The sequence below is a fragment of the Brevundimonas sp. Leaf280 genome, assembly GCF_001422455.1.
Lineage (GTDB): Bacteria > Pseudomonadota > Alphaproteobacteria > Caulobacterales > Caulobacteraceae > Brevundimonas.
This window is the reverse complement of the sequence record NZ_LMNC01000003.1, coordinates 360,599-384,831: the sequence shown is the minus strand read 5'-3', so window position 1 is coordinate 384,831 and position 24,233 is coordinate 360,599. Positions and strand designations below refer to the sequence as shown.

The following is a 24,233-nucleotide window of genomic DNA, read 5'->3' as shown; positions in this document are numbered from 1 at the left end:
CCTATTGCACCAGCATTTCTTCGATCAGCACGGCGTCGATCTTGCCCGGAGCGGCGATCAGATTGACGCGGCGCAGGATCTCGGCGCGCAGCTGATAGGTGCCGGCCGAGCCGCCGAGGTCCTCAGGACGCAGTTCGCGCACGAAGCCGGTGAACATGTCCTGCAGACGCGGCATCTCTTCCTGCAGATGGGTCGCCACTTCGGCGTCCTGCATCTCCAGCGTCAGCTTCAGCTTCAGAAAGGTCGGACGGCCGTCGGGCGACTGAATGTTCATGACCATGTCGGGCAGGGTGTAGAAGGTGACGCCATCCGGCCCTGCGGCGATGACGCCCAGCGCAGGATCGGCCTCGCCCTCCTTGCCGCCGCCGCCGTGACCGCCGCCTTCCTTCTTCTCTTCCTTGCCCTCGGCCTTCTTGTCGGCCTTCTCTTCTCCGTGGCCGGCTTCGGCTTCGGCGCCGTGCGCTTCGGCAGGCTTGGGCTTCAGCATGAAGAAGGCCGCCGCGCCCCCGCCGCCCAACACCAGCAAGGCGACCGGCGCGATGATGAACAGCAGCGGGATTTTCTTTTTCTTGGGCGCGGCGGCGTCACCCTCGGGGGCCTCGCCTTCGGTCACGGCCGGCAGGTTGGCGTCGGCGTCGGCCGCAGGCGCACCCTTCTTCTTGCCGAACTTGAACATGCGTGCGCCCCGGAGACTCTCTCATGGCGAGGATCGTCCGGTTTGGTTAACGCGACGTTTACAATGGGCAGGATTTGCCGGGTCAGAAGCGAGCCGATCCCGCTCAAACCCGCATTCCGCCTGAATTAACCCTGTTGGCACGGCCGTTGCGAGGGCTGAGGCGAAGGAGCACGCCTCTCGTGGAAAACGCCGCCTATATCGGACTGTCACGCCAGATGACGCTGCGTCGCGAACTGGACATCGTGGCCAACAACGTCGCCAACGCCAACACCACCGGCTTCAAGGTCGAGCAACTGATGCTGGGCACCGAGATCGGTCAGCGGGCGCGCAATGACTCGATCCGCCCGTCGGCCAGCTTCGTGCTGGACAATGGCGTCGGTCGCGACTTCGGCCAGGGTTCGATGCAGCAGACGGGCCGCTCGCTGGACTTCGCCATTTCCGGCGAGGGCGCCTTCTTCACCGTGCGTGATGGCGCCAACGGCGAGGCCTACACCCGCGACGGCGCCTTCACCCTGGACCCGGAAGGGCGTCTGACCACCAAACAGGGTCAGGCCGTCCTTGGCGGCGGCGCAGAGATCGTGCTGGACCCCGCGCTTGGCGCGCCCAGCGTCGGCGCCGACGGCACCATCACCCAGAACGGACAGGTCACTGGCCGGCTGTCGGTCGTGCGTTTCGACACGCTGGGCGTGCTCGAAAAGGGCGGCGACAGCCTCTACCGCAATAAGTCCAACGCCCAGCCGATCGAGGCCGCCGACGCCCAGGTTCATCAGGGCTCGCTGGAATCCTCAAACGTCAATCCGTTGATCGAAATCACCAATCTCGTCGAGATCAGCCGCGCCTACGAGAGCATTTCCAAGCTGATCGAAAACACCACAGACCTGAGCCGTCGCGCCGTCGAGCGCCTCGGCAAGGCCGCTTAAGGGAGAGCCGGAACATGCGCGCTCTGAGAACCGCAGCCTCGGGCATGGCCGCCCAGCAGCTGAACGTGGAGGTCATCTCCAACAACATCGCCAACATGAACACGGTGGGCTTCAAGAAGCAGCGCGCCGAGTTTCAGGACCTGCTGTACCAGAACGTCGAACGTATGGGGGCCCAATCCTCGGCCTCCGGCACCGTGGTTCCAACCGGCATCCAGATCGGCGCAGGCGTCAAGGCCGGTGCCGTCTATCGGATCACCGAACAGGGGACGCCCCAGGCGACCGGCAACCCGTACGACATGGCCATCGACGGCAAGGGCTATTTCCAGATCAGCCTGCCTTCTGGCGAAAAGGCCTACACCCGCGCAGGCAATCTGCAGGTCAACCCAGAAGGTCAGATGGTGACGGACGACGGCTATCTGCTGGAGCCGGCGATCACCATTCCGCAGGACGCGACCAAGGTATCGATCTCCAAGACTGGCCTGGTTCAGGTGACCCAGGCCGGGCAGCCCGCGCCGACCACGGTCGGTCAGATCGAACTGGCCAGCTTCTTCAACGAAGCCGGTCTGGAAGCCATCGGCGACAACCTGTTGCTGGAAACCGCTGCGTCCGGGCCGGCGATCGTCGGGACGCCCGGCGACGCGGGCTACGGCCAGATCATGCAGTCGTACACCGAGGCGTCGAACGTCGATGCCGTCGCTGAAATCAGCGCCCTGATCGTGGCGCAGCGCGCCTATGAGATGAACTCCAAGGTCATCAGCACCGCCGACCAGATGCTGTCCGTCGCCTCGCAAGTGAAGGGCTAGGGCCATGACCATGATCCGTTCCCTGCTGCTCGCCGCCGCCGTCAGCGCCTTCGCCGGCGCCGCCCTCGCAAATCCGGTCGTGCTGCGCGCAAACCCCGTGGATGACGACGGTCGCGTCACCCTGGGCGATATCTTCGAGGGCGCGGGCGCTGCGGCCAATGTCGCCGTCGCCGAGCGCGTCGGTCCTTCTGTCGTGCTGGACGCCGGTCAGCTTCAGGCCCAGGCGCGTCAGGCGGGCCTGGACTGGAGCAATCCCAACGGCCTGCGCCGCGTCGCCGTGCGGCGTTCGGCCGGACCGGTTCAGACCGTGGCCGAGGCCGCGCCGACGGACGCTGTCCAGGCTGCCCAACCCATCGCCCGCGCCGCCTATCGTCCCGGCGCCGCGCCACAGATCATCGCCCGCAACGATATGGTGCGCGTCACCTATCAGGTCGGCGGCGTGAACCTGGCCGTTATGGGTAAGGCCATGCGCAGCGCCGGTCTGGGCGAACCAGTGGCCATCATGAACACCACGTCCAACCGCGTCATCGACGCGGTCGCCTCGGGTCCCGGCCAAGCCATCGCCGGCCCCGGCGCCGACATGGCCCGCGCCAATCCCCAACAGTTCGCCGCCCGCTAGGGAATCCAAGTCATGCGTAAAGCCATCCTGATCCTCGCCGCCCTCGCCCCCCTCGCCGCCTGCTCGACCGTCGCCGAAACGGTGCGCGGTCCGGAACTGGCCCCCATCGGCTATCCGGCCGCCCTGATCCCGGCGCAGCAGGCCTATTTGCCCGCGCGCGAGACCGCGCCAGCCAGCGCCAACAGCCTGTGGCGCACGGGCGCCCGCACCTTCTTCGGCGACCAGCGCGCGCGCCACATCGGCGACATCCTGACGGTCAAGATCGACATCGACGATCGCGCTCAGACCCAGAACTCGACCCAGCGCTCGCGCTCCAACGAGATCAATGCCGGCGTCAGCAATCTGTTTGGCCTGGAAAGCAGCCTGGGCCGGGCTTTCCCCGGCGGCTTCGATCCGTCGAAGATGGTCGGCATGGAAGGCGATCTGAAGTCGTCGGGCAATGGTTCGGTCACCCGCGCCGAGAAGGTGTCGCTAACCATAGCCGCCGTCGTCACCGACGTCCTGGCCAACGGCAATCTGGTGATCCAGGGTCGGCAGGAAGTGCGCACCAACCGCGAGGTCCGCGAACTGACGGTCGCCGGCATCGTCCGCCCCGAAGACATCTCATCGGCCAACGCCATCAACCACACCCAGATCGCCGAGGCGCGCATTTCCTACGGCGGTCGCGGCGACGTCAGCCGCGTCCAGGCCCCGCCCGTGGGTCAGGCGCTGGCGGAACGCTTCAGCCCGTTCTGACGCGAGCTGACCCTGCGGGTTGAACTGCGGACGGATAACCGCGTTCAAAGGAAATGCGGTCGTCCGATCTCTTGCGGTCACAGCCGCGTCTGACGACATTCAAGGCGACGCGGCGCTGCGCGTCGTCGGCGGGGGCTGACACATGATGCTGATACTCTCCGCCCTGATGACGGTCGCGATACAGACTGCGCCCGCCGCAGGCTGGACCTGGAGCCTGTACGAGGGCGAGGGACCGATGGTGCTGGCCAACGACATCCCCGACACGGCCAGCCTGCGCGCGACACTGCAATGCCTGCCGGGTTCGGGCGCGGTTTCGGTCGCGGTCTATGGCGAGGATGCGTCCGCCGGCTTTGCGCGCATCACCTCAGGCGGGTCGACGGCCACCAGCGAGGCGCGCGTCGGGCGTGGCGGCAAGCTGGAGACGGCGATCCCCGTCGACCACCCCGCCTTTTCCGCCTTCGTGTCCAACGGCCGGATGACGATCGCCGTCGGCGACGACACCAGCACGATCACCGTCGAACGTCCGCACATGGCCAAGCTGCGTCGCTTCGCCGATCGCTGCGCCGGCTGAGGAACTCACGCATGCGTCTTTGCTTGATATCAGCTTTGACCGCCGTCTCGGCTCTTGCGGCTTGCGCGACCCAGGCCCCGATGCTCGCAGCCGGCTCTGCGGCGACTGCATCGGCGCCGGCTCCGACGCCCGGTTACGACTGGTTCCTGAACACCGATGGTCAGGAGGCCATGCTGGCCTACGGCATCGCCAACAGCGACGAAGTCAAACTTCGGCTCGCCTGTCAGGTGGGGTCGAGCGCGCTGGAATTGACGGCGTCCAGCGACAAGCCGGGCCGCGAAATCTATTTGGAATCCGGCGGCGACACCGAGCGCTATCGCGCCGCATCTGAACCAGCCGTTGTGCATGACGGCGAACTGCTGACGGCGCAGGCCAAGACCAAGGATCCGGTCTTCCAACGCTTCCGCCGTCTGGGCTGGATCGCCGCCTGGGCTGACGACGAACGTCACGTCTACGCCGCCCATCCCGCCGCAAAGGTGCAAATCGAGCAGTTCTTCACCGTCTGCGGTTGACGCATCGGCTCTGCTCGGCTTGCGTGCCCCTCCTGACAGGAGGGGCGTCATGAAGATTTCTTATCTGGCTGTTGCAGCCATGCTTGCGGCTGGCTCGCCGGTTGCGGCCGTCGCGCAGACGCCGCCCGCTGCCGTCGCAACCGCCCCGGCAGACGCCGCGCTGAACGCCGTCATCGCTGACTACGAGACCTATCTGAAGTCGGTCGATCCGATCTCGGCAGGCGGAGAGGGCGATGTCGAGGCGATGGGGCGGGTGCCTGACCTGTCGCGGGAGTTCGAACTGGCCCAGCGCGCGCCGCTGCAAGGGTTCGTGCGGCGGTTGGCGGCCATCGACCCGGCAAGTCTTTCCCACGGCGGCGGCATCAACCACGCCTTCCTGCTCTATACGCTCAACCGCAGTCTCGAAGGGCTGGATTACGACACCAGCCGCCTGGCGTTCGACTCCGAAGGCGGCCCTGGAACCTGGGCGCTCTATGTCGGCGGCAGCACGCGACTGAACTCGGTCGCGGAGGCCGAGGCCTACATCAAGCGTATCCGGGGCTTCGGCCAAATCTACGCCCAGACGACCGCCAATGCCCGGCGCGGCCTGGACACCGGCCTGGTCCAGGCCCGATCCGTGACAGAAAGCGCCCTGACGCTGGCGCGAAACGATGTGGCGATCAAGCCGGACGCCGAGCCGCTGCTGAAGCCCTTGGCGACCCTGCCCTCGACCGTGTCTCAAGCGGATAAGGATCGCCTGAGCGCAGAGGCGACGGCGGCGGTTTCAGAAGCGATCCTTCCCGCGCGCCGGGCCTGGCGGACCTTCCTTGAAAGGGATTATCTGCGCGAGGCGCCGGTCCAGCCGGGCATCGGCAATCGGCCCGGCGGCAAGGCGCTCTACGCCTATCTGGTGCGCGGCCACACCACGACCGACCTGACGCCGGACCAGATCCACCAGATCGGTCTGAACGAGGTCGCCCGCATCCGCGCCCGCATGGATGTGGAGATGAGGGCCGCCGGCTGGACCGGCGAATTCGCCGGCTTCCTGAACTTCCTGCGCACGGATCCTCAGTTCTATGCGACCAGCCGTGAGGCCCTGTTGCAGCAGGCGTCGGAGATGGCCAAGCGCGCGGATGGCGGCCTGCCCCTCTGTTCGCCACCCTGCCCCGCCTGACCTACGACGTGCAGCCCGTGCCGCCGCAGATCGAGGAAAACTACACCACCGGCCGCTACAACGGCGGTTCGATGCAAAACGGCGTTTCGGCCCATTACATCGTCAATACGTCCAAGCTGGATCAGCGTCCGCTGTACGAGTTGCCCGCCCTGACCCTGCATGAGGCCGTGCCGGGCCACCACCTCCAGATCGCACTGCAACAGGAGGCGCCCGGCCAACCCTATTTCCGCCGCCAGGCCAACGTCAGCGCCTATACCGAGGGCTGGGGCCTGTATGCCGAATATCTGGGCGAGGAGATGGGCTTCTACCGCACGCCTTACGAACGGTTCGGCCGCCTGTCCTATGAGATGTGGCGCGCCTGCCGACTGGTCGCGGACACCGGCCTGCACTGGATGGGCTGGACCGAGGAACAGGCCCGCGCCTGTTTCCGCGACAACTCGGCGCTCGCGCCGCACAATATCGAGACCGAACTTCAACGCTACATCGGCTGGCCCGGTCAGGCCACGGCCTACAAGATCGGCGAAATCCGCCTGCGCGAAATCCGCGCGCGGGCCGAGCGGGAGTTGGGGCCGAAGTTCAACATCCGCACCTTCCACGACGCCCTGCTGGTCGAGGGCCCGCTGCCGCTGGCGCTGTTGGACCAGCGGATGGACGCCTGGATCGCGGAGCAGAAGGCGAAGTAGCAGAAGCGTCGTCTCCTCCCCGCTTCGTGGGGAGGTGGCTCGGAGCGAAGCGGAGAGACGGAGGGGTTCTTAGCCGCATCACAGGCCGCTTGTGGGACTTCAAGAGCCCCTCCACCGCTTTGCGGTCCCCCTCCCCACAAGTGGGGAGGAGACGATGGGCTTACGCCCAGTCCGGCTCCGGCAAACCCTTTGACCGCAGGAATTCCGGGTTGAACAGCTTGGACGCATAGCGCGAGCCGGGATCGCACAGGCAGGTCACGATGGTCTTGCCTGGCCCAAACTCGCGCGCCAGCCGCACCGCGCCGGCGATGTTCACCCCCGCCGATCCGCCCAGCGACAGGCCTTCGTGCTTCACCAGGTCGAACAGGATCGGCAGGAACTCCGCGTCCTCGATCCGATAGGCGTAGTCGGGTTTGAAGCCTTCCAGATTGCCGGTGATGCGGGCCACTCCGATCCCCTCGGTGATCGACGATCCCTCGCCCGTCATCTCGCCCTTGGTGAACCAGTTGAACATGGCCGCGCCCGCTGGATCGGCCAGGGCGATGGTCACATCCGGCTTCTGTTCGCGCAGATAGGCGCCGACGCCGGCGATAGTCCCGCCCGAGCCGACGGCCGAGACGAAGGCGTCGACCTGACCGTTTGTCTGCGTCCAGATTTCGGGGCCGGTCGTGTTGTAGTGGGCCTCGCGGTTGGCGGTGTTGTCGAACTGATTGGCCCAGATGGCGCCGGCCTCTTCGCTGTCGTTCAGTTCGGCGGCCAGACGCCCGGAATAGTGGACGAAGTGGTTCGGGCTGGAAAAGGGTGCGGCGTCCACCTCGACCAGGCGGGCGCCCAGCGAACGGATGGCGGACTTCTTCTCTTCCGACTGGGTGCGTGGAATGACGATGACGACCGGATGACCCAAGGCGGCCCCGACCAAGGCCAGGCCGATGCCGGTGTTGCCGGCCGTGCCCTCGACGATCGTCCCGCCGGGTTTCAGCGCGCCGGACGCCCGCGCGCCCTGGACGATCGACAGGGCCGCGCGGTCCTTGATCGAGCCGCCGGGGTTCATGAACTCGGCCTTGCCCAGGATCTCGCAGCCCGTCGCGTCGGACAGACGGTTCAGGCGCACCAGCGGCGTATTGCCGATCAGATCAGTGACGGATGACGTAGCGGACAAGGTCAGGCTTTCAGGCGAAGGTCGAGGACAGGGCGGATCAGGCGGCGGCCTGGCGTTGCCCTAAGTGGATGCCGCACTCGACCTTGTCCATGCCCGACCAACGTCCGGCGCGGGCGTCTTCGCCGTCCTGGACCGCGCGGGTGCAGGGCCAGCAGCCGATGGAGGCATAGCCCTGCTCGACCAGCGGGTGACGCGGCAGATCGTTCTCTTCCAGCCAGGCTTCCACGTCGTCGGCGTCCCAGTTGGCCAGGGGATTGATCCGCAGCACTCCGTCCAACACCTCGAACGGCTTCAGCTTTGCCCGCGTGGCGGATTGGTAGCGTTTACGTCCGGTGATGAGCGCATTGAACCCGGCGGTCGCCCGCGCCAGCGGCCGCACCTTCCGCAGATCGCAGCAGGCGTCGGCGTCGGTCTTCCACAGGTCGTCGCGCGCATCCAACGTCGCCTTCTCGCCCGCATCCGGCGTGACCAGCCGCACGTCGGTCAGGCCCAGCGCCTTGGTCAGTTGCGTGCGATAGGACAGGGTCTGGAGAAAATGCTGGCCTGTCTCCAGAAACACCACCGGCACGGTCTTGTCCTCGCCGGCGATGATGTCAAGCAAGGCGGCGGATTCGGCCCCGAACGACGAGATGGCGCCGACCCTCAGGGCCAGCGCTGGGTCCAACGCCGCCTTCAGGATTTCGGACGCGTCCTTGCCCGCCGTCTCGCGGTTCAGCCGTTCGGCCAGCGCGTCCAGATCACGGTCGTTCGACACCGCACGACGACGCTGCCAGATGGTCGGCGCGGTATCGACGGCGGGCTGATAGGCACCGCTGAACGCCTGATCCATCCGGTCCCAGGCGGCGGGATCCGCGCCCTCGGCCAGTTCCACCGCATCGAAGCCCGAACGCCGCAGGTGCCGCGCCTGATCCGGCAGCACCTTGCCCGCCGCGATCAGCCGCCCGGAATAGCCCCGCTCGCGCAGCACGGCCGCCAGCGAGAATCCGCGCCCGTCGCGAAAGGCGTCGAACTCCAGCACCAGGGTATCTTCGTTGGCGGCAGCCGCCTCGACCTCCTCCAGCGGCGTGGTGACGGGCAGGCGCAGCCCGTTCTGAATGCCCTCAAGCCGTTGCATCGAGCGTCTCATAGATGGCGTCGCGGAAGGGATCGGGACCGACGCGGCGCACCGTGTCGATGAACCGTTCGCCGTCCGTGCGGATTTGCAGATAACGGTCCAGGGTCCGGTGAATGGCCGGCGCGACCTCGTCGGCCGGCAGGCTCTTGCCGACGATGTCTCCCAGAGCCGCCTGTTCGTCAGGCGAGCCGCCGACGGTGATCTGGTAGTATTCCTCGCCCTTGCGATCGACGCCCAGCACGCCGATGTGGCCGACGTGGTGGTGGCCGCAGGCGTTGATGCAGCCGCTCATATTGATGCGGACCGGCCCCAGCTTCTCCTGATAGTCCATGTCCGCCAGCCGCTTGGACAGGGCCTGGGCCACCGGGATCGACCGGGCGTTGGCCAGGCTGCAATAGTCCAGGCCCGGGCAGGCGATCACGTCCGTCGCCAGATCGGCATTGGCCGTCGCCAGCCCCGCCTTTCGCAGCGCCCGCCAGACCGTCGGCACATCGTCCAGCCTCACATGGGGCAGGACAAGGTTCTGCTCGTAGGCGGCGCGCAGTTCGTCGAAGGAATATTGCTCGGCCAGGTCCGCCACCGCGTCCATCTGGTCCGCCGTGATGTCGCCCGGCACCCCGCCGACCGGCTTCAGCGACACCACCACCGAAGCGTACCCCGGCTGGCGATGACGACGGACGTTGTTGCGGGCGAACCGGGCGAAGTCCGGATCGGCCAACAGGGCGCGGTCGAACGGACCGCTGACCTTGGGCAGATCCTCGAACGGCGGCGGGGCGAAATAGGCCTTGATCCGCTCGGCCTCGTCCTCGGGGATGCGCAGATCCTCACGGCGTAAGGTGGCGTAATGCTTGTCCACCTCCTCGCGGAAGGCCTCGATCCCCAGCGAGGCGACCAGGATCTTGATCCGCGCCTTGTGGATGTTGTCACGCCGACCCAGCAGGTTCCAAGCCCGTAGAATGGCGGTCAGATAGGCCAGAAGGTCCGCCGCCGGGACCGCCGGGGCGATCTCCTGACCGATATGCGGCAGACGCCCCTGCCCGCCGCCGACGAAGACGCGGAAGGCCGTTCCACCGTCTTCGCCCTTCACGATCTGCAGGCCGACGTCGTGGGTGCGGATCGCCGCCCGATCTTTCTCCGCGCCGATCACCGCGATCTTGAATTTGCGCGGCAGGAAGCTGAATTCCGGGTGGATCGTCGACCACTGGCGGATGATCTCGCACCAGGGACGCGGATCCTCGATCTCGTCGTCGGCGGCGCCGGCGAAGACGTCTGTCGTGGTGTTACGGATGCAGTTGCCCGAGGTCTGGATGGCGTGCATCTCGACATCGGCCAGATCGCTCAGGATCGCCGGCAGGTCGGTCAGGGCCGGCCAGTTGTACTGGATGTTGCAGCGGGTGGTGAAGTGGCCGTAGCCCTTGTCATAGGTCCGGGCGATATGGGCCAATCGGCGCATCTGACGGCTGCTCATCACGCCATAGGGAATGGCGACGCGCAGCATATAGGCGTGAAGTTGCAGATAGACGCCGTTCATCAGCCGCAGCGGCTTGAACTCGTCTTCGGTCAGGGCGCCGGATGCGCGGCGCGTCACTTGGTCCGAAAATTCCTCAACCCGTTCGCGCACCAGGGCATGGTCGAATTCGTCATAGCGATACATCAGCCCACGCCTCCGACGACGCTGTGACCCACGGTCGGCCCGGCCGAGCGGATGCGTTCCTTCAGCCGGTCGCGGCCCGAGGGCGTGCGGTTCTGACCCTCGAACAGGTAGGGATTCACAAAGACGTCCGGACGCCCAGCGACATCAGCCAGCACGACCTCGGCCGCCGTATCGTCCAGCACCAAAGCCTGATCAATGTGCTCGACCGGCTGGTTGTCGACGCCTGCATAGATGACGCGACCGTCCGACAGGCGGTTTGCGGTGACGATCTTCACGCCGCGACCTCCGCTCGAACATCCAGTTGAGCTGCCGACAACGCCGCCGTTTCGCCGACGAACAGCAGGGCCGGGCCGGTCAGGTCGGCGCCGCGCACCAAGGCGCCCAGCCCATCCAGTCGCCCGGTCAGAACCCGCTCGTCCGGGCGGCTGCCGTTCTCGACAATGGCGACGGGCGTCGAGGGCGAACGCCCCGCCGCGATCAGGCGCGCAGCCGTCTCCTCGGCACGGTCCGACCCCATGTAGATGGCCAAGGTGTGGTTGGGGCTGGCCAGTCGCGTCCAGTCGGCCTCGACGCCGCCTGGCTTGGCCTGGGCCGTCACGAAGGTGACCGCCTGGGCGTGATCGCGATGGGTCAGGGGGATGCCCGCCAAGGCCGCGCAGGCCAGCGCCGCCGTCACGCCCGGCACGACGAAGACTGGGACTCCGGCCGCCCGCATGGCGTCCAGTTCCTCGCCGCCGCGCCCGAAGACGAAGGGATCGCCGCCCTTCAGTCGGACTACCCGATGACCGGCGCGCGCCTCCGCGATCATCAGGGCCTCGATCTGATCCTGCGGCACCGAATGCTCGCCGCGCGCCTTACCCACGTACAGCCGCTTGGCGTCGCGCCGCGCCCGCTCCAGCACCGCCTCGGGCACCAGTCTATCGTGGATGATGACGTCGGCGTCCTGCAACACCCGCAGCGCCTTCAGGGTCAGCAGTTCAGGATCGCCCGGCCCGGCGCCGACGATATGGACCACGCCCTGTTCGGGTGCGGCCGAGTTCAACAGGCGCAGCATTTCACGCCGCGCCTCGGCCGTCCGACCTTCCGCCGCCAGCGTCGCGGCCGGTCCCCGGAAGGCCTTCTCCCAGAAGCGACGTCGCGCCATGAAGTCCGGCACGCTGGCTTTGACCGTGTCGCGCAACTCGCGCGCCAGCCGCGCCACATTCGCCAGTCCGGCGGGCAGCACGCCCTCGATGGCTGTGCGGATGTCCCGCGCCAGAATGGGCGCTGAACCACCGGTCGCCACGCCGATCACGACCTCGTCGCGGTCGATCAGGGCCGGGGTCTGGAAATCGCTCAGATGCGGCTTGTCCACCACATTGACCTGGGCCCCAGCCGCCCGCGCCAAGGCGCCCAGTCGCGTCAGTTCGTCCACATCGTCCAGCGCAATGAACACCAGCCGGGCACCCACCAGATCTTCAGGCTCTGGCGAACGCAGGACCGGCTCCGGCGCCGTCAAAGGCGTCTCTATCTTGGGGGGCGCGCCGTCGGGCGCGAACCAGACTACCTCGGCGGGCGTGTTCAGGAACAGTCGCAGCTTGGCCAGCGCCGGCTCGCCGCCGCCGATGATCACGATCTTTGCGGCCTCCAGCGGGATGGAGGCGAGAAATACACGCATCGTCTTGCTTTCAGGGCCGTCGGGAGAGGAAACAGGGACGACAGCAGGGCGCGAACCTTCCTCTTCCCCGTCCGGAGCCGCAAACCAGATTGCCTTTGTCTCGCTGATAGGATTTCTATCCGCGATGGCCCGTCCCCTGCTCCCGCTCAACGCCCTGCGCGCCTTCGAGGCTGCTGCCCGGCACCTGAACTTTTCGCGCGCCGCCGACGAACTGTCGGTGACGCCGGGCGCGGTCAGCCAGCAGATCCGCCTCTTGGAAGACATCGTCGGCGGGCCGCTGTTCGCACGCGAGGCGCGGGGCCTGCAACTGACCGATCTGGGCCGCTCGTCCGTGCCGCTGCTGCGCGAAGGGTTCGAGCGGCTGATGGACGCCTCGGCGCTGCTGCGTGAACCGCCGCGTCGCAAACAGGTGTCGATCAGCGTGGCGCCCGGTTTCGCCTCCAAATGGCTGATGCCGCGCATGGACGACTTTCACACCGCCCATCCCGAGATCGAACTGTGGATCTCGGCCGACATGGAGCCGGCGGACCTGAGCGAGGGCAAGGTCGATCTGGCGGTGCGCTACGGTCCCGGCGACTATCCCGGCCTGACGGTCGATCGGCTGATGACCGAGACAGTGCTGCCTGTCTGCGCCCCATCGCTGATGGATGGCGACAAGCCAATCCGCAAACCCGCCGACCTGATCGGACACACCCTGCTGCATGACATGTCCAACGACGGCGATCCCAGCCGCCCGGACTGGGCCATGTGGTTGAAGGCGCGCGGCATTCGTCACCCCGACCCGCGTCGGGGCTCACGCTTCAACCAGTCAGGCCTGCTGATCGAGGCCGCCATATCGGGACGCGGCGTGGCCTTGGCCAAACGCACCCTGGCCCAGGCGGACCTGGCGTCGGGGCGGTTGGTGGCGCCCTTCCCCGATGGATCGGAAGCGGTCGGCTTCGCCTATTATGTCGTCCAGCCCCGTGACCGCCCGCCATCGCCCAGCGCGACCGCCTTCGTGGGCTGGCTGAAGAAACAGGCCGTGGATCACGACAATACGATGGGGCAACTGTAAGGTCCGCCGCACCGCAGACTGGCGGCGCAGGAAAAGGACATCCGCCATGGCTGACGACAAGGCCCCCCGCCTCGCGGTCCTGATCGATGCGGAGAACGCCTCCGCCCGGATCGCAGAGGCGCTGTTCAGCGAGATCGCCACCCTGGGCGAGGCCTCGGCGCGGCGCATCTATGGCGACTTCGCCAGCCCGCAGATCGCCGGCTGGACGCGGGTCCTGGCCCGTTTCGCCATCCAGCCCCAGCAGAATTTCGCCAACACCAAGGGCAAGAACTCTGGCGACATCGCCCTGGTCATCGATGCGATGGACCTGCTGCATTCCGGGAGGTTTGACGGCTTCTGCCTGGTATCGTCCGACGCCGATTTCACCCGCCTGGCGGCGCGCATCCGCGAGGAAGGCGTCGACGTCTACGGGTTCGGCGAGCAGAAAACGCCCGAAAGCTTCCGTCAGGCCTGCACCCGTTTCATCTATACCGAGAACCTGATCGCGCCGGTTCCGGTCGACGCCGGCGCCAAGTCGCCCGTCGCCGAAGCGCCGGCGACCAAGCGCAAGCCGTCCGAGGCCGCGCGCCTGATCGCGGCCATCATCGCCGACATGGACGAGGACGGCGACGGATGGGTCGCGGTGGGCGGTATCGGCAATCGGCTGCGCAACGCCCATCCCGACTTCGACCAGCGCACCTACGGCTACGCCAAGCTGTCGGATCTGATCCGCGCCACCGGCCGGTTCGAGGTGGAGACCGGCGAGCGCGGGGCGATGCGAATTCGCGACCGGGCCTGATCTAAGCTCTGGCCGCCTGACTCGCCGACACGCCCAGGGCCTGAAGCGCGGCAGCGGCGATGTGTTCGGCGTTCAGGCCGGCCTGGGCGTACATGGCCATCGGCGCATCCTGGTCCTGGAAGGCATCGGGCAGATTCAGGGTGCGGATCTTCAGACCCGCATCCAGCGCGCCCTTCTCGGCCAGCAGCTGCAGCACGAAGGCGCCGAAGCCGCCCATGGCGCCTTCCTCCACCGTGATCAGCGCCTCGTGCTCGCGCGCCAGGCGCAGGATCATGTCGGCGTCCAGCGGCTTGGCGAAACGGGCGTCCGCAACCGTCGCCGACACGCCCTTGGCGGCCAGCATGTCCGCCGCCTTCAACGATTCCTGCAAGCGCGTGCCCAGGCTGAGGATGGCGACTGACGTGCCCTCGCGCACGATCCGACCCTTGCCGATCTCAAGCGGCGCAGCGAGTTCCGGGATCTCCACTCCCACGCCGTCGCCGCGCGGATAGCGGAAGGCGCTAGGCCGGTCGTCGATGGCCAGGCTGGTCGAGATCATCGCCGCCAGTTCGGCCTCATCCGCCGCCGCCATCAGCACCATGCCGGGCAGCGCGCCCATGAAGCCGATGTCGAAGGATCCAGCGTGCGTCGCGCCGTCCGATCCGACCAGACCCGCCCGGTCCATGGCGAAACGCACCGGCAGCGACTGGATCGCCACGTCGTGGACCACCTGGTCATAGCCGCGCTGAAGGAAGGTCGAGTAGATGGCGCAGACCGGTTTCATCCCGTCCGCCGCCAGACCGGCCGCGAAGGTGACCGCGTGCTGTTCAGCGATGCCGACGTCATAGGTCCGCTCGGGGAAGGCCTGACCGAACAGGTCCAGACCCGTGCCGGACGGCATGGCCGCCGTGATTGCCACGATCGACGGATCGACCTTGGCGTGTTTGATCAGCTCGGTTCCGAACACCTTGGTGTAGCTGGGGGCGTTGGAGATGGCCTTGGCCTGCTTGCCTGAGACCACGTCGAACTTGACGACTGCATGCAGTTTGTCGGCGCTGCTTTCGGCGGGGGCATAGCCCTTGCCCTTCTGCGTCACGACGTGAACCAGAACCGGGCGGTCCTCAATGGCGGCCGCCTTCTTCAGGATTGGCACCAGATTGTCCATGTCGTGGCCGTCGATCGGACCGACGTAATAGAAGCCCAACTCCTCGAAGAAGGTGCCCCCGGTGACCATGCCGCGGGCGTATTCCTCGGCCTTCTTGGCCGCCTTGCGGAAGGGGCGCGGCAGGTGCTGGGCCACCGTCTTGCCCAGGCGGCGGACGTTCTGATAGGCACCGCCCGACACCAGGCCGGCCAGATAGGCGCTCATCCCGCCAACCGGCGGCGCGATCGACATGTCGTTGTCGTTCAGGATGACCATCAGCTGGCCGCTGGTCGCCTCGGCGGCGTTGTTCATCGCCTCATAGGCCATGCCGGCGGACATGGAGCCGTCGCCGATGACCGCTACGACGCGGTTCTTCTCACCCTTCTGATCGCGCGCGGCGGCGAAGCCCAGGGCGGCGCTGATGGAAGTCGAGGCGTGGGCCGCGCCGAAAGGATCGTATTCGCTCTCGCTGCGCTTGGTGAAGCCCGACAGGCCGCCGCCCTGGCGCAGGGTGCGGATGCGGTCGCGCCGTCCGGTCAGGATCTTGTGCGGATAGCACTGATGCCCGACGTCCCAGATCAGGATGTCCTTGGGCGTCTCGAACACATGGTGCAGCGCCGTGGTCAGTTCGACCACGCCCAGCCCCGCGCCCAGATGGCCGCCGGTGACGGACACGGCGTCGATTGTCTCGGCCCGCACCTCCTGCGCCAGCTGTTTCAACTGGGCGATATCGAAGTCCCGCGTGTCGGCGGGCGTCTTGACGGTGTCGAGTAGCGGGGTGTCGGGCATCAGCCGTAAAACCTTGGAAAGTCTGGTCGATCAACCCGCAGGTCGGTTCAACGTTTCGTATCAGGACCGGCGCTTTAGCACAAAGTCCACGCTGGCCCTGAGGATTTCGGCCTCGTCGCCGAACGGCTCCAGATGCGAACGGGCCTGGTTTGCGAGATGCGCGACCCTTTGCCGCGCCGCCTCCAGACCCAGCAGGGTGACGAAGTTGGTCTTGCCGAGAGCCGCGTCCTTGCCCCCGGCCGCCTTGCCCATTTCCTCGGCCGACCCTTCAGCATCCAGCAGGTCGTCGACGATCTGATAGGCCAGGCCGACATCGTGGGCGAAGCTGATCAGGGCATGGCGGTGCTGGGCAGAGGCGTCGGCGATGATCAGAGGAATTTCGAAGGCATAGGCGAACAGGGCGCCGGTCTTCAGTCGCTGCATACGCGCCACGCCGCCCAGGTCGTCGCGCACGCCCAGCAGATCGATCATCTGACCGCCCGCCATGCCCCGCGCGCCGGACGCCAGCGACAGCCGCGCCGCCAGTTCGCAGCGCACGGCCGCATCCTCATGGGTGTCTTCGTGCAGGATGATGTCAAAGGCGGCCGTCTGCAGCGCGTCGCCGGCCAGCACCGCCGTCGCCTCGTCGTAGGCGCGGTGAACGGTCGGGCGGCCCCGGCGCACGTCGTCGTCGTCCATGCACGGCAGGTCGTCGTGGACCAGGCTGTAGGCGTGCACGCATTCCAACGCGCAGGCGGCGCGGAGCACCGACCGCTCATCGATGTCGAACAGGCGTGCGGCCTCCAACGCGAAGAACGGGCGAAGGCGTTTGCCGGGGCCCAGCGCCGCATAGCGCATCGCCTCGGTCAGGCGGGATTCTGGGCCCTCGGCGCGCGGCAGCAGTTCATCTAGCGCGACCGTGACCAGATCGGCGACCTCAGCCACGCGATCGATCACAGCCTGTTCCGGCGAGTTGGCGGCGATGACCCGGTTCACGAGAACCGGCTCCAGACCAGGCTCGAAGACGACACGGGGATCATTCGAACGACGCCGCCTCGACGCCCTTGGCCTGGCCGTCGGGGCCGACGACGATCTTTTCCACACGCAGTTGAGCCGCCTTCAGCCGCGCCTCGCAATGCGCCTTCAGCTTGGCGCCCTCTTCATAGAGGGCGATCGATTCTTCCAGCGGCGCCTGGCCGGATTCCAGGCGAGACACGATGGTTTCCAGGCGCTTCAGGGCGTCTTCGAAGCTGAGATCGGCGGGGATGGCGGCGGCGGTATCGGTCATGGCGCGGACCCTAGAGGCGCGCGCGGGGCGCATCAACGTTAGAAGCGGCTATCGCTTCTCGTAGCGACGCTGCGACCAGTATTTGAAGCCCTGGTTCTGGACCAGTTTCCAGCCGTCGGCCTTCAGCGCGCGGCCGACCATGTGGTTGAAATAGCCGTGGGCGAAGACCAGCACGTCCTGACCGTTCTCGGCTCGCGCGATCAACTTTTGCGCCGCCTGATCGGCGCGCGCCTCGGCCTGGGCGCGGGTTTCCTGGCCGCCGTGATGATCGAAAGCGTGCCACCAGAAGCGCGACACCACGCCCCACCATTTGGGCGACAGCTTGATCCATTCCGGAATCGGCGGCGGCGGCAGGGGCGCCTCGATGAACATGACGTCGGCCATGACCTCACGCCCGGCGGCGACAGCAGCGGCGGTTTCCTGGGCGCGCTGACGGGTCGAGGCGTAGATGGCCCCAGCCCCTTGGGCCGCCGCAACCAGTTCGGGCGGCGGCGTCTGACCGGCCAGCAGGCCGCCGATCTCATATTTCGCCCACCAGTCGCCGTACTGGCGCGCAGAGATCAGACACTTGCGCGACAGGGCCGGCTCGCCGTGACGCGTCAGGATGATGGCGCCGGGACGGACAGCGACAAGCGCGCCGCCGGATGGCGCGGCGTCAGGCGGGGACACGGACGGTTCGGTCGAATCGAGGGACAGGGCGGGGGCTGACATGACAAACGGACGGGCCTTTGGTTTCAAGGCGTTAAGCGTCCTCAGTCCTCCCCGAGCGCAGCGACGTGGGCGACCGCAGAGCGGCCTAGTCCTTCAAGGTCGTAACCGCCCTCAAGCGCCGACACAACCTTGCCCGAACAGGTCCGACGCGCGACCTCCAGAATCGCACGCGTCGCCCAAGCGAAATCCTCGGCCTCCAGCGACTGATGCGCCAATGGATCGCGTCGGTGGGCGTCGAAACCGGCAGAGATCAGGATCAGGTCCGGCCGGAACGATTCCAGCGCCGGCATCAACCCGCCGGCGAAGGTGGCGCGCCAGTTCTCGCGCGCCGCATGGGGCCCGACAGGCGCGTTGACGATATTGCCGACGCCCGTCTCGGACGCCGCGCCCGTGCCGGGATAGAGCGGCATCTGGTGGATGGAGGCCAGAAACAGGCTGTCGTCGTCTTCGAACGCCGCCTGGGTGCCATTGCCGTGGTGAACGTCGAAATCAACCACCGCCACGCGCGCCATCCCTTCGGATTGAGCCGCACGCGCCGCGACGGCGACGGAGGAGAACAAGCAGAATCCCATCGCGCGGTCCGGCTCGGCGTGGTGGCCCGGCGGGCGCACGGCGGCGAAGGCGCGGTCCATCTCGCCCCGCGCCACGGCCCTTACGGCATTGATCGCCGCCCCCGCCGCCAACCGCGCCGCCGGCACGCTGCCGGGTGACAGGACGGTGTCGGCATCCAGCTGAACCATGCCGGCGACCGGCGAGGCGTCCAGCAGGCGCGCGACATAGGCGGCGGGATGCACCCGCTCCAGATCCACAACCTCGGCCTGGGTCGCGGCGCACCGGTCGCGGGCCAGGCCTGCATCCTCCAGAGCATCCAGCACCGCCTTCAGCCGCTCGGGACTTTCGGGATGGCCCGCGCCCGGCGCGTGGGACAGCATGGACGGATGGGTGAAGATCGGCAGGGACATTGAAGCGACGATACGACGGGCTTTCGGACTTGTCGCCCGTGACGCGCACCAAGGCGCGCGCTAGAGCCGACGCATGACCGAAATCGTGATCCGCCCTGCCCGCCCCGAAGACGCCGCCGCCTTGGGCGCCCTGGGCCGCCAGACCTTTATCGACACCTTCGTCGAGGGGTTCGGCATCCCCTACCCGCAAGCCGACCTGAACGCGTTTCTGGACGCCAGCTTCGATCTGGAGCCGACGCTGAAGAAGTTGGCGGAGCCCGACTGCGCCTGGTGGGTGGCTGACCGCGACGGCGAGCTGCTGGCCTTCGCCAACGCCGGCCCCAACGGCCTGCCCCATCCCGCGGCCAGACCGTCGCACATGGAACTGCGCCGGCTCTATGTGTCCCAGGCGGCGCAAGGTCAGGGCCTTGGAACCAGACTGCTGAAGCTGTCTCTGGACTGGATGCAAACCCACACGGACGGCCCGCTATGGATCGGCGTCTGGAGCGGCAATGACAAGGCCCAGCGTCTGTACGCCGCCTACGGCTTCCAGAAGGTCGGCGAATACGACTACCCCATCGGGGCCTGGCGCGACCACGAGTTCATCTTGCGGCGCGGATAGACCAGGCCTATCCAGACAACCGGGGATAAGAGTTCGGGGGAACCAATGCGTAGATTATTGCTGGCGGCCGTGGCCGTCTTCCTTTCGGCAAGCCCCGTCATCGCACAGGAAACCGAAAGTCCTCCCGCCGATCCCATCGCCGCCAAGGCGGAAGGCGAACGCATTCTCGCGGAAGGTCGCGCCGCAGACCTGTTCGAGAACATTACTGCAGAGGACGGCGCAGTTCGATTGCGTCACAAGGCCAGCGGCATGGTCTGCATCTTCGAGGCCGCAGCGCCAGGCAATGTGGTTCGCGTCTATCCGCAAAGCATCATGACGCCCAATCGCGGCGACGACGTCAGTTGCGGCAACACGATGATGGGAGCGACCTTCACCCTCTACGCCACACGATACCGAACCATGCCGACCGAAGCGCAGGACATGGCGAGTTCCGTGGCAAGCATTCGCGCCAACTGGACCAACGTCCAACCGCTTGAAGGCGCCTTTGGCGTCGCCTCGGTGGAAGGCCGCCCCGCACCCCTGTTCGCCGCCTTTAAGGGACGCCATCCGTATGGGTGGGACGCGGCAACCTTCATCATCCTGACCCACATCGACGGGTGGTCGTTCAAGACCCGCGCATCCGGCCCCGTCGCCGACGCCGACACCATCGCCTTGGCGGCTGGATTGATGTCCGTCGCCAGCATTCCAGCGCCGAAGAACTAAGCCACATGACGGCGTCGCCGGCGCCGTCCTATAGTGCCGCCATGCTCCTGCCCTTCTTCACCGCCCTGCGCGACGCCAAAGTTCCGGTGTCGATGAAGGAATGGCTCCATCTGATGGAGGCGATGGATCGCGACGTGGCGGGTCGAGAGGTCGAGGCCTTCTACCACCTGTCGCGCGCCGTCCTGGTTAAGGACGAGAAACACTATGACCGGTTCGATCAGGTGTTCGGGAGGGTGTTCAAAGGGATCGAGTCGGTAGGGGCGGGCGAGGACCTGACCACCGACATTCCCGAGGACTGGCTGCGGCTGCTGAACGAAAAATATCTGACCGACGAGGAGAAGGCCCAGATCGAGGCGCTGGGCGGGTTCGACAAGCTGATGGAGACGCTGAAGCAGCGGCTTGAGGAACAGCACGAACGCCATTCCGGCGGCTCCAAATGGATCGGCACGGGCGGCACCAGCCCCTTCGGCCACGGCGGTTACAATCCCGAAGGCGTGCGCATCGGCGGGCCGGGCAAACACGGCCGGGCGGTCAAGGTCTGGGAGAAGCGCGAGTTCAGGAACCTGGACGATACGGTCGAACTGGGCACGCGCAATATCAAGGTGGCCTTGCGCCGCCTGCGCCGTTTCGCGCGCGAGGGGGCGGCCGAGGAACTGGACATCGACGGCACCATCGACGGCACGGCGCGCCAGGGCTGGCTGGACATCCAGATGCGGCCCGAGCGGCGCAACACCATCAAGGTGCTGCTGTTCCTCGACATCGGCGGTTCGATGGACGGTCACATCAAGCTGGTTGAGGAGCTGTTCTCGGCTGCCAAGACCGAGTTCAAGAACCTGGAGTTCTTCTACTTCCACAACTGCCTCTACGAAGGCGTCTGGAAGGACAATCGCCGGCGCCACACCGAGCGGATCCCGACGTGGGATCTGCTGCACAAATACCCCGGCGATTGGCGCGCCATCTTCGTCGGCGATGCGACGATGAGCCCCTATGAGATCACAATGCCCGGCGGCTCCGTCGAGCACTGGAACGAAGAGGCCGGCGCCGTCTGGATGAAGCGGGCGCGCCAGCAGTGGGAGAAGTCGGTCTGGCTCAATCCCGTCCAGGAGCGGTACTGGGACTATACCGCTTCCGTCGGCCTGTTGCGCGAGGTGATGGAGCAGAGGATGTTCCCGCTGACGCTCGAAGGCCTCGACAAGGCGATGCGCGCCCTGACAAGGTAGGGGACGTTCAGGCGACCGCCTGAAACTTCACGAAGGGTCCGACCATGATCGCCGCCGCCTTCGCCTTGTTGATCCTCCAACAGACTGCGCCGACCGTCGTGTGGGATGCGCCCGCGCCGGAGGCGGTCGTTGAAGTGCCCGCGCCGCCGCCCGAGCACAACATACCTGCCTGGGGCCTTGCCGATCCGTTCGGCTTCGAGCGCGCACGGTGCAGTCCGCTGGTGCGCGGCCAGAAGTCCATGGCCGAATGCCAGACCGAGGTGCGCGAACAACTCGCCATCGCCATGGGGTCCGACCTGCCCGAGGCTCTGCGCCCGAGCGGCATGGCCGGCGACTGCCAGATGATCCGGGCCAGCGCCGCGGGCTCGGACTATGCGGTCCAATGCGGCCCGCAGTCGCGCACGGCGGCCGCGCCCTCGAGTCTGCGCGAAATGGAATGTCGTCCGCGTCCGGTCGAGGGCGGGTTCAGCTCCGAGTGCCGCCCAGTCGATGCAGCGGACAAGAAGGGTCTGTCGCTGACGCTGTGGGGCGACAAGGATTGATCGACACAGAAAAGCGCCGCCCGCTTTCCCGGACGGCGCTTCGCATTTTCGCGCATTTCTAGCGAGGCTTAGGCCTTGTCGCGCAGGCTGTCCTTGGCGCCGCCAACGGCGTTCTGGACCTTGCCTTCGACCTGATCGGCCTTGCCTTCGGCTTGCATCTTGGTGTCGCCGGTCAGCTTGCCGACGCCTTCCTTGATCTTGCCGCCGATGTTTTTGGCGGCGCCTTCGATACGGTCATGATCAGCCATGGAAATCTCCTGTTTTCATCGCCGCGACGTGGCGTTGCGGTTCGAAAAATAAACGACTTCGCTGAGGGCCTGTTCCGTAAAGCTCAGCTTGGGCGGCGGAGCCAGACGGCGACAGCCCAGGCGTGGGAATCGTGACGCAAGCGCGAGATGGCGAAGGTCGGATCCAGCCACACCAGCGTATGATCGTCCTCGCATTTCGCATCGGGATTTTCCGCCGCCACGGTCGCTGTCCAGAAGCCGCCGACGTTGTTCACCGGCTCGCGCGTGGACCGCACGAAATACTGGCTGGCCTCGGCGATGCGGTTCAGCGGCGTAACCGTCAGGCCGGTTTCCTCGACGAATTCGCGGATCAGGGCCTGGACCTCGGTTTCTTCCATATCCACGCCGCCGCCGGGAAGGTCGAAATAAGGACCGGCCTCGCGCTCGACGCGCACGCAGGCGATCAGGCCCTCACGCTCGACGATGCCGAACGCGGTGGCGCGGTGACGATAATCCGAAGCGGGTTTGCGAACGCCGAACTGCAACATGATGAAAACCGACCCTAGAGGTCGAACGACAACCTGGCGCGCACACCCTTGTGGGCGCCGTCGAACTCGACCGCCGACCGCAGACCCGATGCCATGGCGGAAATGATCTTGGCGCCCAGACCAGTGCCCTTTGGCGTGCCGTCGCCCATGCCGGGGCCGTCGTCCTCGACCGTCAGCATCACGCGATGTTCGTTTTCGCGACGCAGATGGATGCGGATCTCGCCGCCCTGCCCCGGCGCATAGGCGTATTTGACGGCGTTGGTCACCAGTTCGGTGACGATGACGCCGATGGAGACGGCCTGATCGGTGGTGACCGACAGAGGCTCGGCGTCGAGCGTCAGTTTGGGTGATCCTTCGTCCGGTCCGATGGACTTGGACAGTTCGTCCATCAGCCCGACCAGATATTCGTCCATCGCCACGTGGCTCATGTCGCCGGACGTGTAGAGGCGGCGGTGAACATGGGCGACGGCCTCGATCCGCGCCTGCGATTCGCGCAACGCGTCCTTCGCCCCCTGATCGGTGACGTGGCGCATCTGCAACGACATGAAGCTGGACACCAGTTGCAGCGAGTTGCCGACGCGGTGGTTGACCTCGCGCAGCATGGCCTCGGCCCGATCGCGCGCCCGGCGGATTTCTTCCTGCGCCAGTTGGTTCTCGCGCTCCAGCCGACGACGCGACAGGGCGTCCTCGAGCGCCGAGCGCAACAGGGAGGTGAAGTCCTCCGACACGTCCTTGATCACATAGTCCGCCGCGCCGGCGCGCAGGGCCGCGACGGCGATCCGACCATCCTGCGCACCCGTCACATAGACGACGGGCGGCGGCGCCGTCAGGGCCAGAATGTCCGGCAGGACGTCCAGCCCGTCTCGCGTCGGCATATAGTGGTCCAGCGCGCAGACGTCGTAGTCATGCTGCTGCAACAGCTCCAACCCCGCATCGCCGTCCGGCGCGCAGGTGACGGCATAGCCGTGACGCCCCAGCTCCTTCTCGACCAGCCGGGACAGACCCCGATCATCGTCGATGTAGAGCAGGCGAATGGGCTGGGACGCGTTGATCGTCAGATCTCCGGCGCCTGAATCACCGACAGGAACAGGCCCAGCTGACGGATGGCGCCGGCGAAGGATTCATAATCCACCGGCTTGGTGATGTAGACGTTGCAGCCCAGATCGTAGCAACGCTGGATCTCGACCTTGTCGTCTGTTGTGGTCAACACGACGACCGGCGCCCGCTTCAGACGATCGTTGCCCTTCACCTTTTCCAGAATGTCCGTGCCCGACATATCCGGCAGATTGAGGTCGAGCAGGATCAGGAGCGGACCGTTGGCCAGGATTTCGTCGCTGAACAGATAGTCCAGCGCCGATCCGCCGTCGTCGAAATGCTTGATCTCGTTGTTGATGTTGGCCCGGCGGATGTTCTTTTCGATCAGTTTGGCGTGGCCGTGGTCGTCTTCGACCAT

The 24,233-nt window shown here is 66.6% G+C and carries 30 protein-coding genes; 15 read left to right on the top strand and 15 right to left on the bottom strand.

Annotated features, from left to right (window positions below; genetic code table 11):
• Position 1: 1 nt before the first annotated feature.
• Positions 2-676 (bottom strand): flagellar basal body-associated FliL family protein, encoded by a 675-nt coding sequence (locus tag ASF31_RS07950; RefSeq protein WP_055754137.1) that lies wholly within the window; start codon positions 674-676, stop codon positions 2-4.
• Positions 677-855: 179 nt separating this feature from the next.
• Between ASF31_RS07950 and flgF the strand changes: the two genes are divergently transcribed.
• The 8 genes from flgF to ASF31_RS14840 all read left to right on the top strand — a co-directional run bounded on the left by flgF (position 856) and on the right by ASF31_RS14840 (position 6,672).
• Positions 856-1,596: a flagellar basal-body rod protein FlgF gene (flgF, locus tag ASF31_RS07945; RefSeq protein ID WP_055754136.1), complete on the top strand. Its 741-nt coding sequence runs from the start codon at positions 856-858 to the stop codon at positions 1,594-1,596.
• 14 nt (positions 1,597-1,610) lie between these two features.
• Complete coding sequence (gene flgG, locus ASF31_RS07940; protein WP_055754135.1) at positions 1,611-2,399, top strand: flagellar basal-body rod protein FlgG; 789 nt, start codon at positions 1,611-1,613, stop codon at positions 2,397-2,399.
• A 4-nt stretch (positions 2,400-2,403) separates the two neighbouring features.
• Positions 2,404-3,018, top strand: coding sequence for a flagella basal body P-ring formation protein FlgA (locus ASF31_RS07935; RefSeq protein WP_055754134.1), 615 nt, complete (start codon positions 2,404-2,406; stop codon positions 3,016-3,018).
• A gap of 12 nt (positions 3,019-3,030) precedes the next feature.
• Entirely contained in the window at positions 3,031-3,753 is a 723-nt protein-coding gene (flgH, locus tag ASF31_RS07930; RefSeq protein WP_055754133.1) for a flagellar basal body L-ring protein FlgH, read from the top strand.
• Between the two features lie 142 nt (positions 3,754-3,895).
• Positions 3,896-4,324, top strand: coding sequence for a hypothetical protein (locus tag ASF31_RS07925; protein ID WP_055754132.1), 429 nt, complete (start codon positions 3,896-3,898; stop codon positions 4,322-4,324).
• Positions 4,325-4,359: 35 nt separating this feature from the next.
• Positions 4,360-4,836, top strand: a complete 477-nt coding sequence (locus ASF31_RS07920; RefSeq protein ID WP_235551283.1) for a hypothetical protein — start codon at positions 4,360-4,362, stop codon at positions 4,834-4,836.
• A gap of 49 nt (positions 4,837-4,885) precedes the next feature.
• Entirely contained in the window at positions 4,886-5,989 is a 1,104-nt protein-coding gene (locus ASF31_RS14845) for a DUF885 family protein (protein ID WP_255353561.1), read from the top strand.
• A gap of 8 nt (positions 5,990-5,997) precedes the next feature.
• The gene (locus ASF31_RS14840; protein ID WP_255353560.1) at positions 5,998-6,672 is read left to right on the top strand and encodes a DUF885 family protein; all 675 of its coding nucleotides are present in this window, start codon (positions 5,998-6,000) and stop codon (positions 6,670-6,672) included.
• A gap of 160 nt (positions 6,673-6,832) precedes the next feature.
• On the opposite strand, the gene ASF31_RS07910 is transcribed toward ASF31_RS14840, so the two are convergent.
• The 5 genes from ASF31_RS07910 to cysG are packed head-to-tail and all read right to left on the bottom strand — an operon-like array spanning position 6,833 to position 12,256.
• Positions 6,833-7,831 carry a cysteine synthase A gene (locus ASF31_RS07910; protein WP_055754130.1) on the bottom strand — a complete coding sequence of 333 codons (999 nt, stop codon included), beginning with the start codon at positions 7,829-7,831 and terminating at the stop codon, positions 6,833-6,835.
• A gap of 37 nt (positions 7,832-7,868) precedes the next feature.
• Positions 7,869-8,945: a phosphoadenylyl-sulfate reductase gene (locus ASF31_RS07905; protein WP_055754129.1), complete on the bottom strand. Its 1,077-nt coding sequence runs from the start codon at positions 8,943-8,945 to the stop codon at positions 7,869-7,871.
• Positions 8,932-10,599, bottom strand: a complete 1,668-nt coding sequence (locus ASF31_RS07900; RefSeq protein WP_055754128.1) for a nitrite/sulfite reductase — start codon at positions 10,597-10,599, stop codon at positions 8,932-8,934. Before ASF31_RS07900 ends, ASF31_RS07905 begins: the two co-directional genes overlap by 14 nt.
• Positions 10,599-10,874, bottom strand: coding sequence for a DUF2849 domain-containing protein (locus ASF31_RS07895; RefSeq protein ID WP_055754127.1), 276 nt, complete (start codon positions 10,872-10,874; stop codon positions 10,599-10,601). Before ASF31_RS07895 ends, ASF31_RS07900 begins: the two co-directional genes overlap by 1 nt.
• The gene (cysG, locus tag ASF31_RS07890; RefSeq protein WP_055754126.1) at positions 10,871-12,256 is read right to left on the bottom strand and encodes a siroheme synthase CysG; all 1,386 of its coding nucleotides are present in this window, start codon (positions 12,254-12,256) and stop codon (positions 10,871-10,873) included. The genes ASF31_RS07895 and cysG overlap by 4 nt, the downstream gene beginning before the upstream one ends.
• Before the next feature lie 124 nt (positions 12,257-12,380).
• On the opposite strand from cysG, the gene gcvA reads away from it, so the two are divergent.
• Both gcvA and ASF31_RS07880 read left to right on the top strand, forming a co-directional pair.
• On the top strand, positions 12,381-13,310 hold the full coding sequence (gene gcvA / locus ASF31_RS07885) for a transcriptional regulator GcvA (protein WP_055754125.1): 930 nt from the start codon (positions 12,381-12,383) through the stop codon (positions 13,308-13,310).
• Between the two features lie 46 nt (positions 13,311-13,356).
• Positions 13,357-14,088, top strand: a complete 732-nt coding sequence (locus ASF31_RS07880) for an NYN domain-containing protein (protein ID WP_055754124.1) — start codon at positions 13,357-13,359, stop codon at positions 14,086-14,088.
• 1 nt (position 14,089) lies between these two features.
• Here ASF31_RS07880 and dxs read toward each other — a convergent pair whose 3' ends face one another.
• The 5 genes from dxs to ASF31_RS07855 form a co-directional block, all read right to left on the bottom strand.
• A complete protein-coding gene (gene dxs, locus ASF31_RS07875; protein WP_156355954.1) occupies positions 14,090-16,003 on the bottom strand; it encodes a 1-deoxy-D-xylulose-5-phosphate synthase in 1,914 nt (637 codons plus the stop codon).
• A 57-nt stretch (positions 16,004-16,060) separates the two neighbouring features.
• Complete coding sequence (locus ASF31_RS07870) at positions 16,061-16,936, bottom strand: polyprenyl synthetase family protein (RefSeq protein ID WP_038293630.1); 876 nt, start codon at positions 16,934-16,936, stop codon at positions 16,061-16,063.
• A gap of 79 nt (positions 16,937-17,015) precedes the next feature.
• On the bottom strand, positions 17,016-17,267 hold the full coding sequence (locus ASF31_RS07865; RefSeq protein WP_017504472.1) for an exodeoxyribonuclease VII small subunit: 252 nt from the start codon (positions 17,265-17,267) through the stop codon (positions 17,016-17,018).
• A gap of 48 nt (positions 17,268-17,315) precedes the next feature.
• Complete coding sequence (locus tag ASF31_RS07860; protein WP_055754122.1) at positions 17,316-17,978, bottom strand: histidine phosphatase family protein; 663 nt, start codon at positions 17,976-17,978, stop codon at positions 17,316-17,318.
• Between the two features lie 41 nt (positions 17,979-18,019).
• Entirely contained in the window at positions 18,020-18,940 is a 921-nt protein-coding gene (locus ASF31_RS07855; protein ID WP_055754121.1) for a histone deacetylase family protein, read from the bottom strand.
• A 73-nt stretch (positions 18,941-19,013) separates the two neighbouring features.
• Here ASF31_RS07855 and ASF31_RS07850 point away from each other — a divergent pair, with 73 nt between their 5' ends.
• The 4 genes from ASF31_RS07850 to ASF31_RS07835 are packed head-to-tail and all read left to right on the top strand — an operon-like array spanning position 19,014 to position 22,005.
• Positions 19,014-19,541 (top strand): GNAT family N-acetyltransferase, encoded by a 528-nt coding sequence (locus ASF31_RS07850; protein WP_055754120.1) that lies wholly within the window; start codon positions 19,014-19,016, stop codon positions 19,539-19,541.
• 45 nt (positions 19,542-19,586) lie between these two features.
• Positions 19,587-20,243, top strand: a complete 657-nt coding sequence (locus ASF31_RS07845) for a hypothetical protein (RefSeq protein ID WP_156355952.1) — start codon at positions 19,587-19,589, stop codon at positions 20,241-20,243.
• Positions 20,244-20,284: 41 nt separating this feature from the next.
• Positions 20,285-21,463 carry a VWA domain-containing protein gene (locus tag ASF31_RS07840; protein WP_055754199.1) on the top strand — a complete coding sequence of 393 codons (1,179 nt, stop codon included), beginning with the start codon at positions 20,285-20,287 and terminating at the stop codon, positions 21,461-21,463.
• Positions 21,464-21,507: 44 nt separating this feature from the next.
• Positions 21,508-22,005, top strand: a complete 498-nt coding sequence (locus tag ASF31_RS07835) for a hypothetical protein (RefSeq protein WP_055754118.1) — start codon at positions 21,508-21,510, stop codon at positions 22,003-22,005.
• A gap of 68 nt (positions 22,006-22,073) precedes the next feature.
• On the opposite strand, the gene ASF31_RS07830 is transcribed toward ASF31_RS07835, so the two are convergent.
• The 3 genes from ASF31_RS07830 to ASF31_RS07820 all read right to left on the bottom strand — a co-directional run bounded on the left by ASF31_RS07830 (position 22,074) and on the right by ASF31_RS07820 (position 23,757).
• Entirely contained in the window at positions 22,074-22,253 is a 180-nt protein-coding gene (locus ASF31_RS07830) for a CsbD family protein (protein ID WP_055754117.1), read from the bottom strand.
• An 83-nt stretch (positions 22,254-22,336) separates the two neighbouring features.
• On the bottom strand, positions 22,337-22,780 hold the full coding sequence (locus tag ASF31_RS07825; RefSeq protein ID WP_055754116.1) for an NUDIX domain-containing protein: 444 nt from the start codon (positions 22,778-22,780) through the stop codon (positions 22,337-22,339).
• A gap of 14 nt (positions 22,781-22,794) precedes the next feature.
• Positions 22,795-23,757 carry a histidine kinase dimerization/phosphoacceptor domain -containing protein gene (locus tag ASF31_RS07820; RefSeq protein ID WP_235551290.1) on the bottom strand — a complete coding sequence of 321 codons (963 nt, stop codon included), beginning with the start codon at positions 23,755-23,757 and terminating at the stop codon, positions 22,795-22,797.
• Here ASF31_RS07820 and ASF31_RS14735 point away from each other — a divergent pair.
• Positions 23,686-23,853 (top strand): hypothetical protein, encoded by a 168-nt coding sequence (locus ASF31_RS14735; protein ID WP_235551282.1) that lies wholly within the window; start codon positions 23,686-23,688, stop codon positions 23,851-23,853. The genes ASF31_RS07820 and ASF31_RS14735 overlap by 72 nt on opposite strands.
• Here ASF31_RS14735 and ASF31_RS07815 read toward each other — a convergent pair.
• Complete coding sequence (locus ASF31_RS07815) at positions 23,835-24,233, bottom strand: response regulator (protein WP_055754114.1); 399 nt, start codon at positions 24,231-24,233, stop codon at positions 23,835-23,837. The two genes, ASF31_RS14735 and ASF31_RS07815, sit on opposite strands and share 19 nt — an antisense overlap.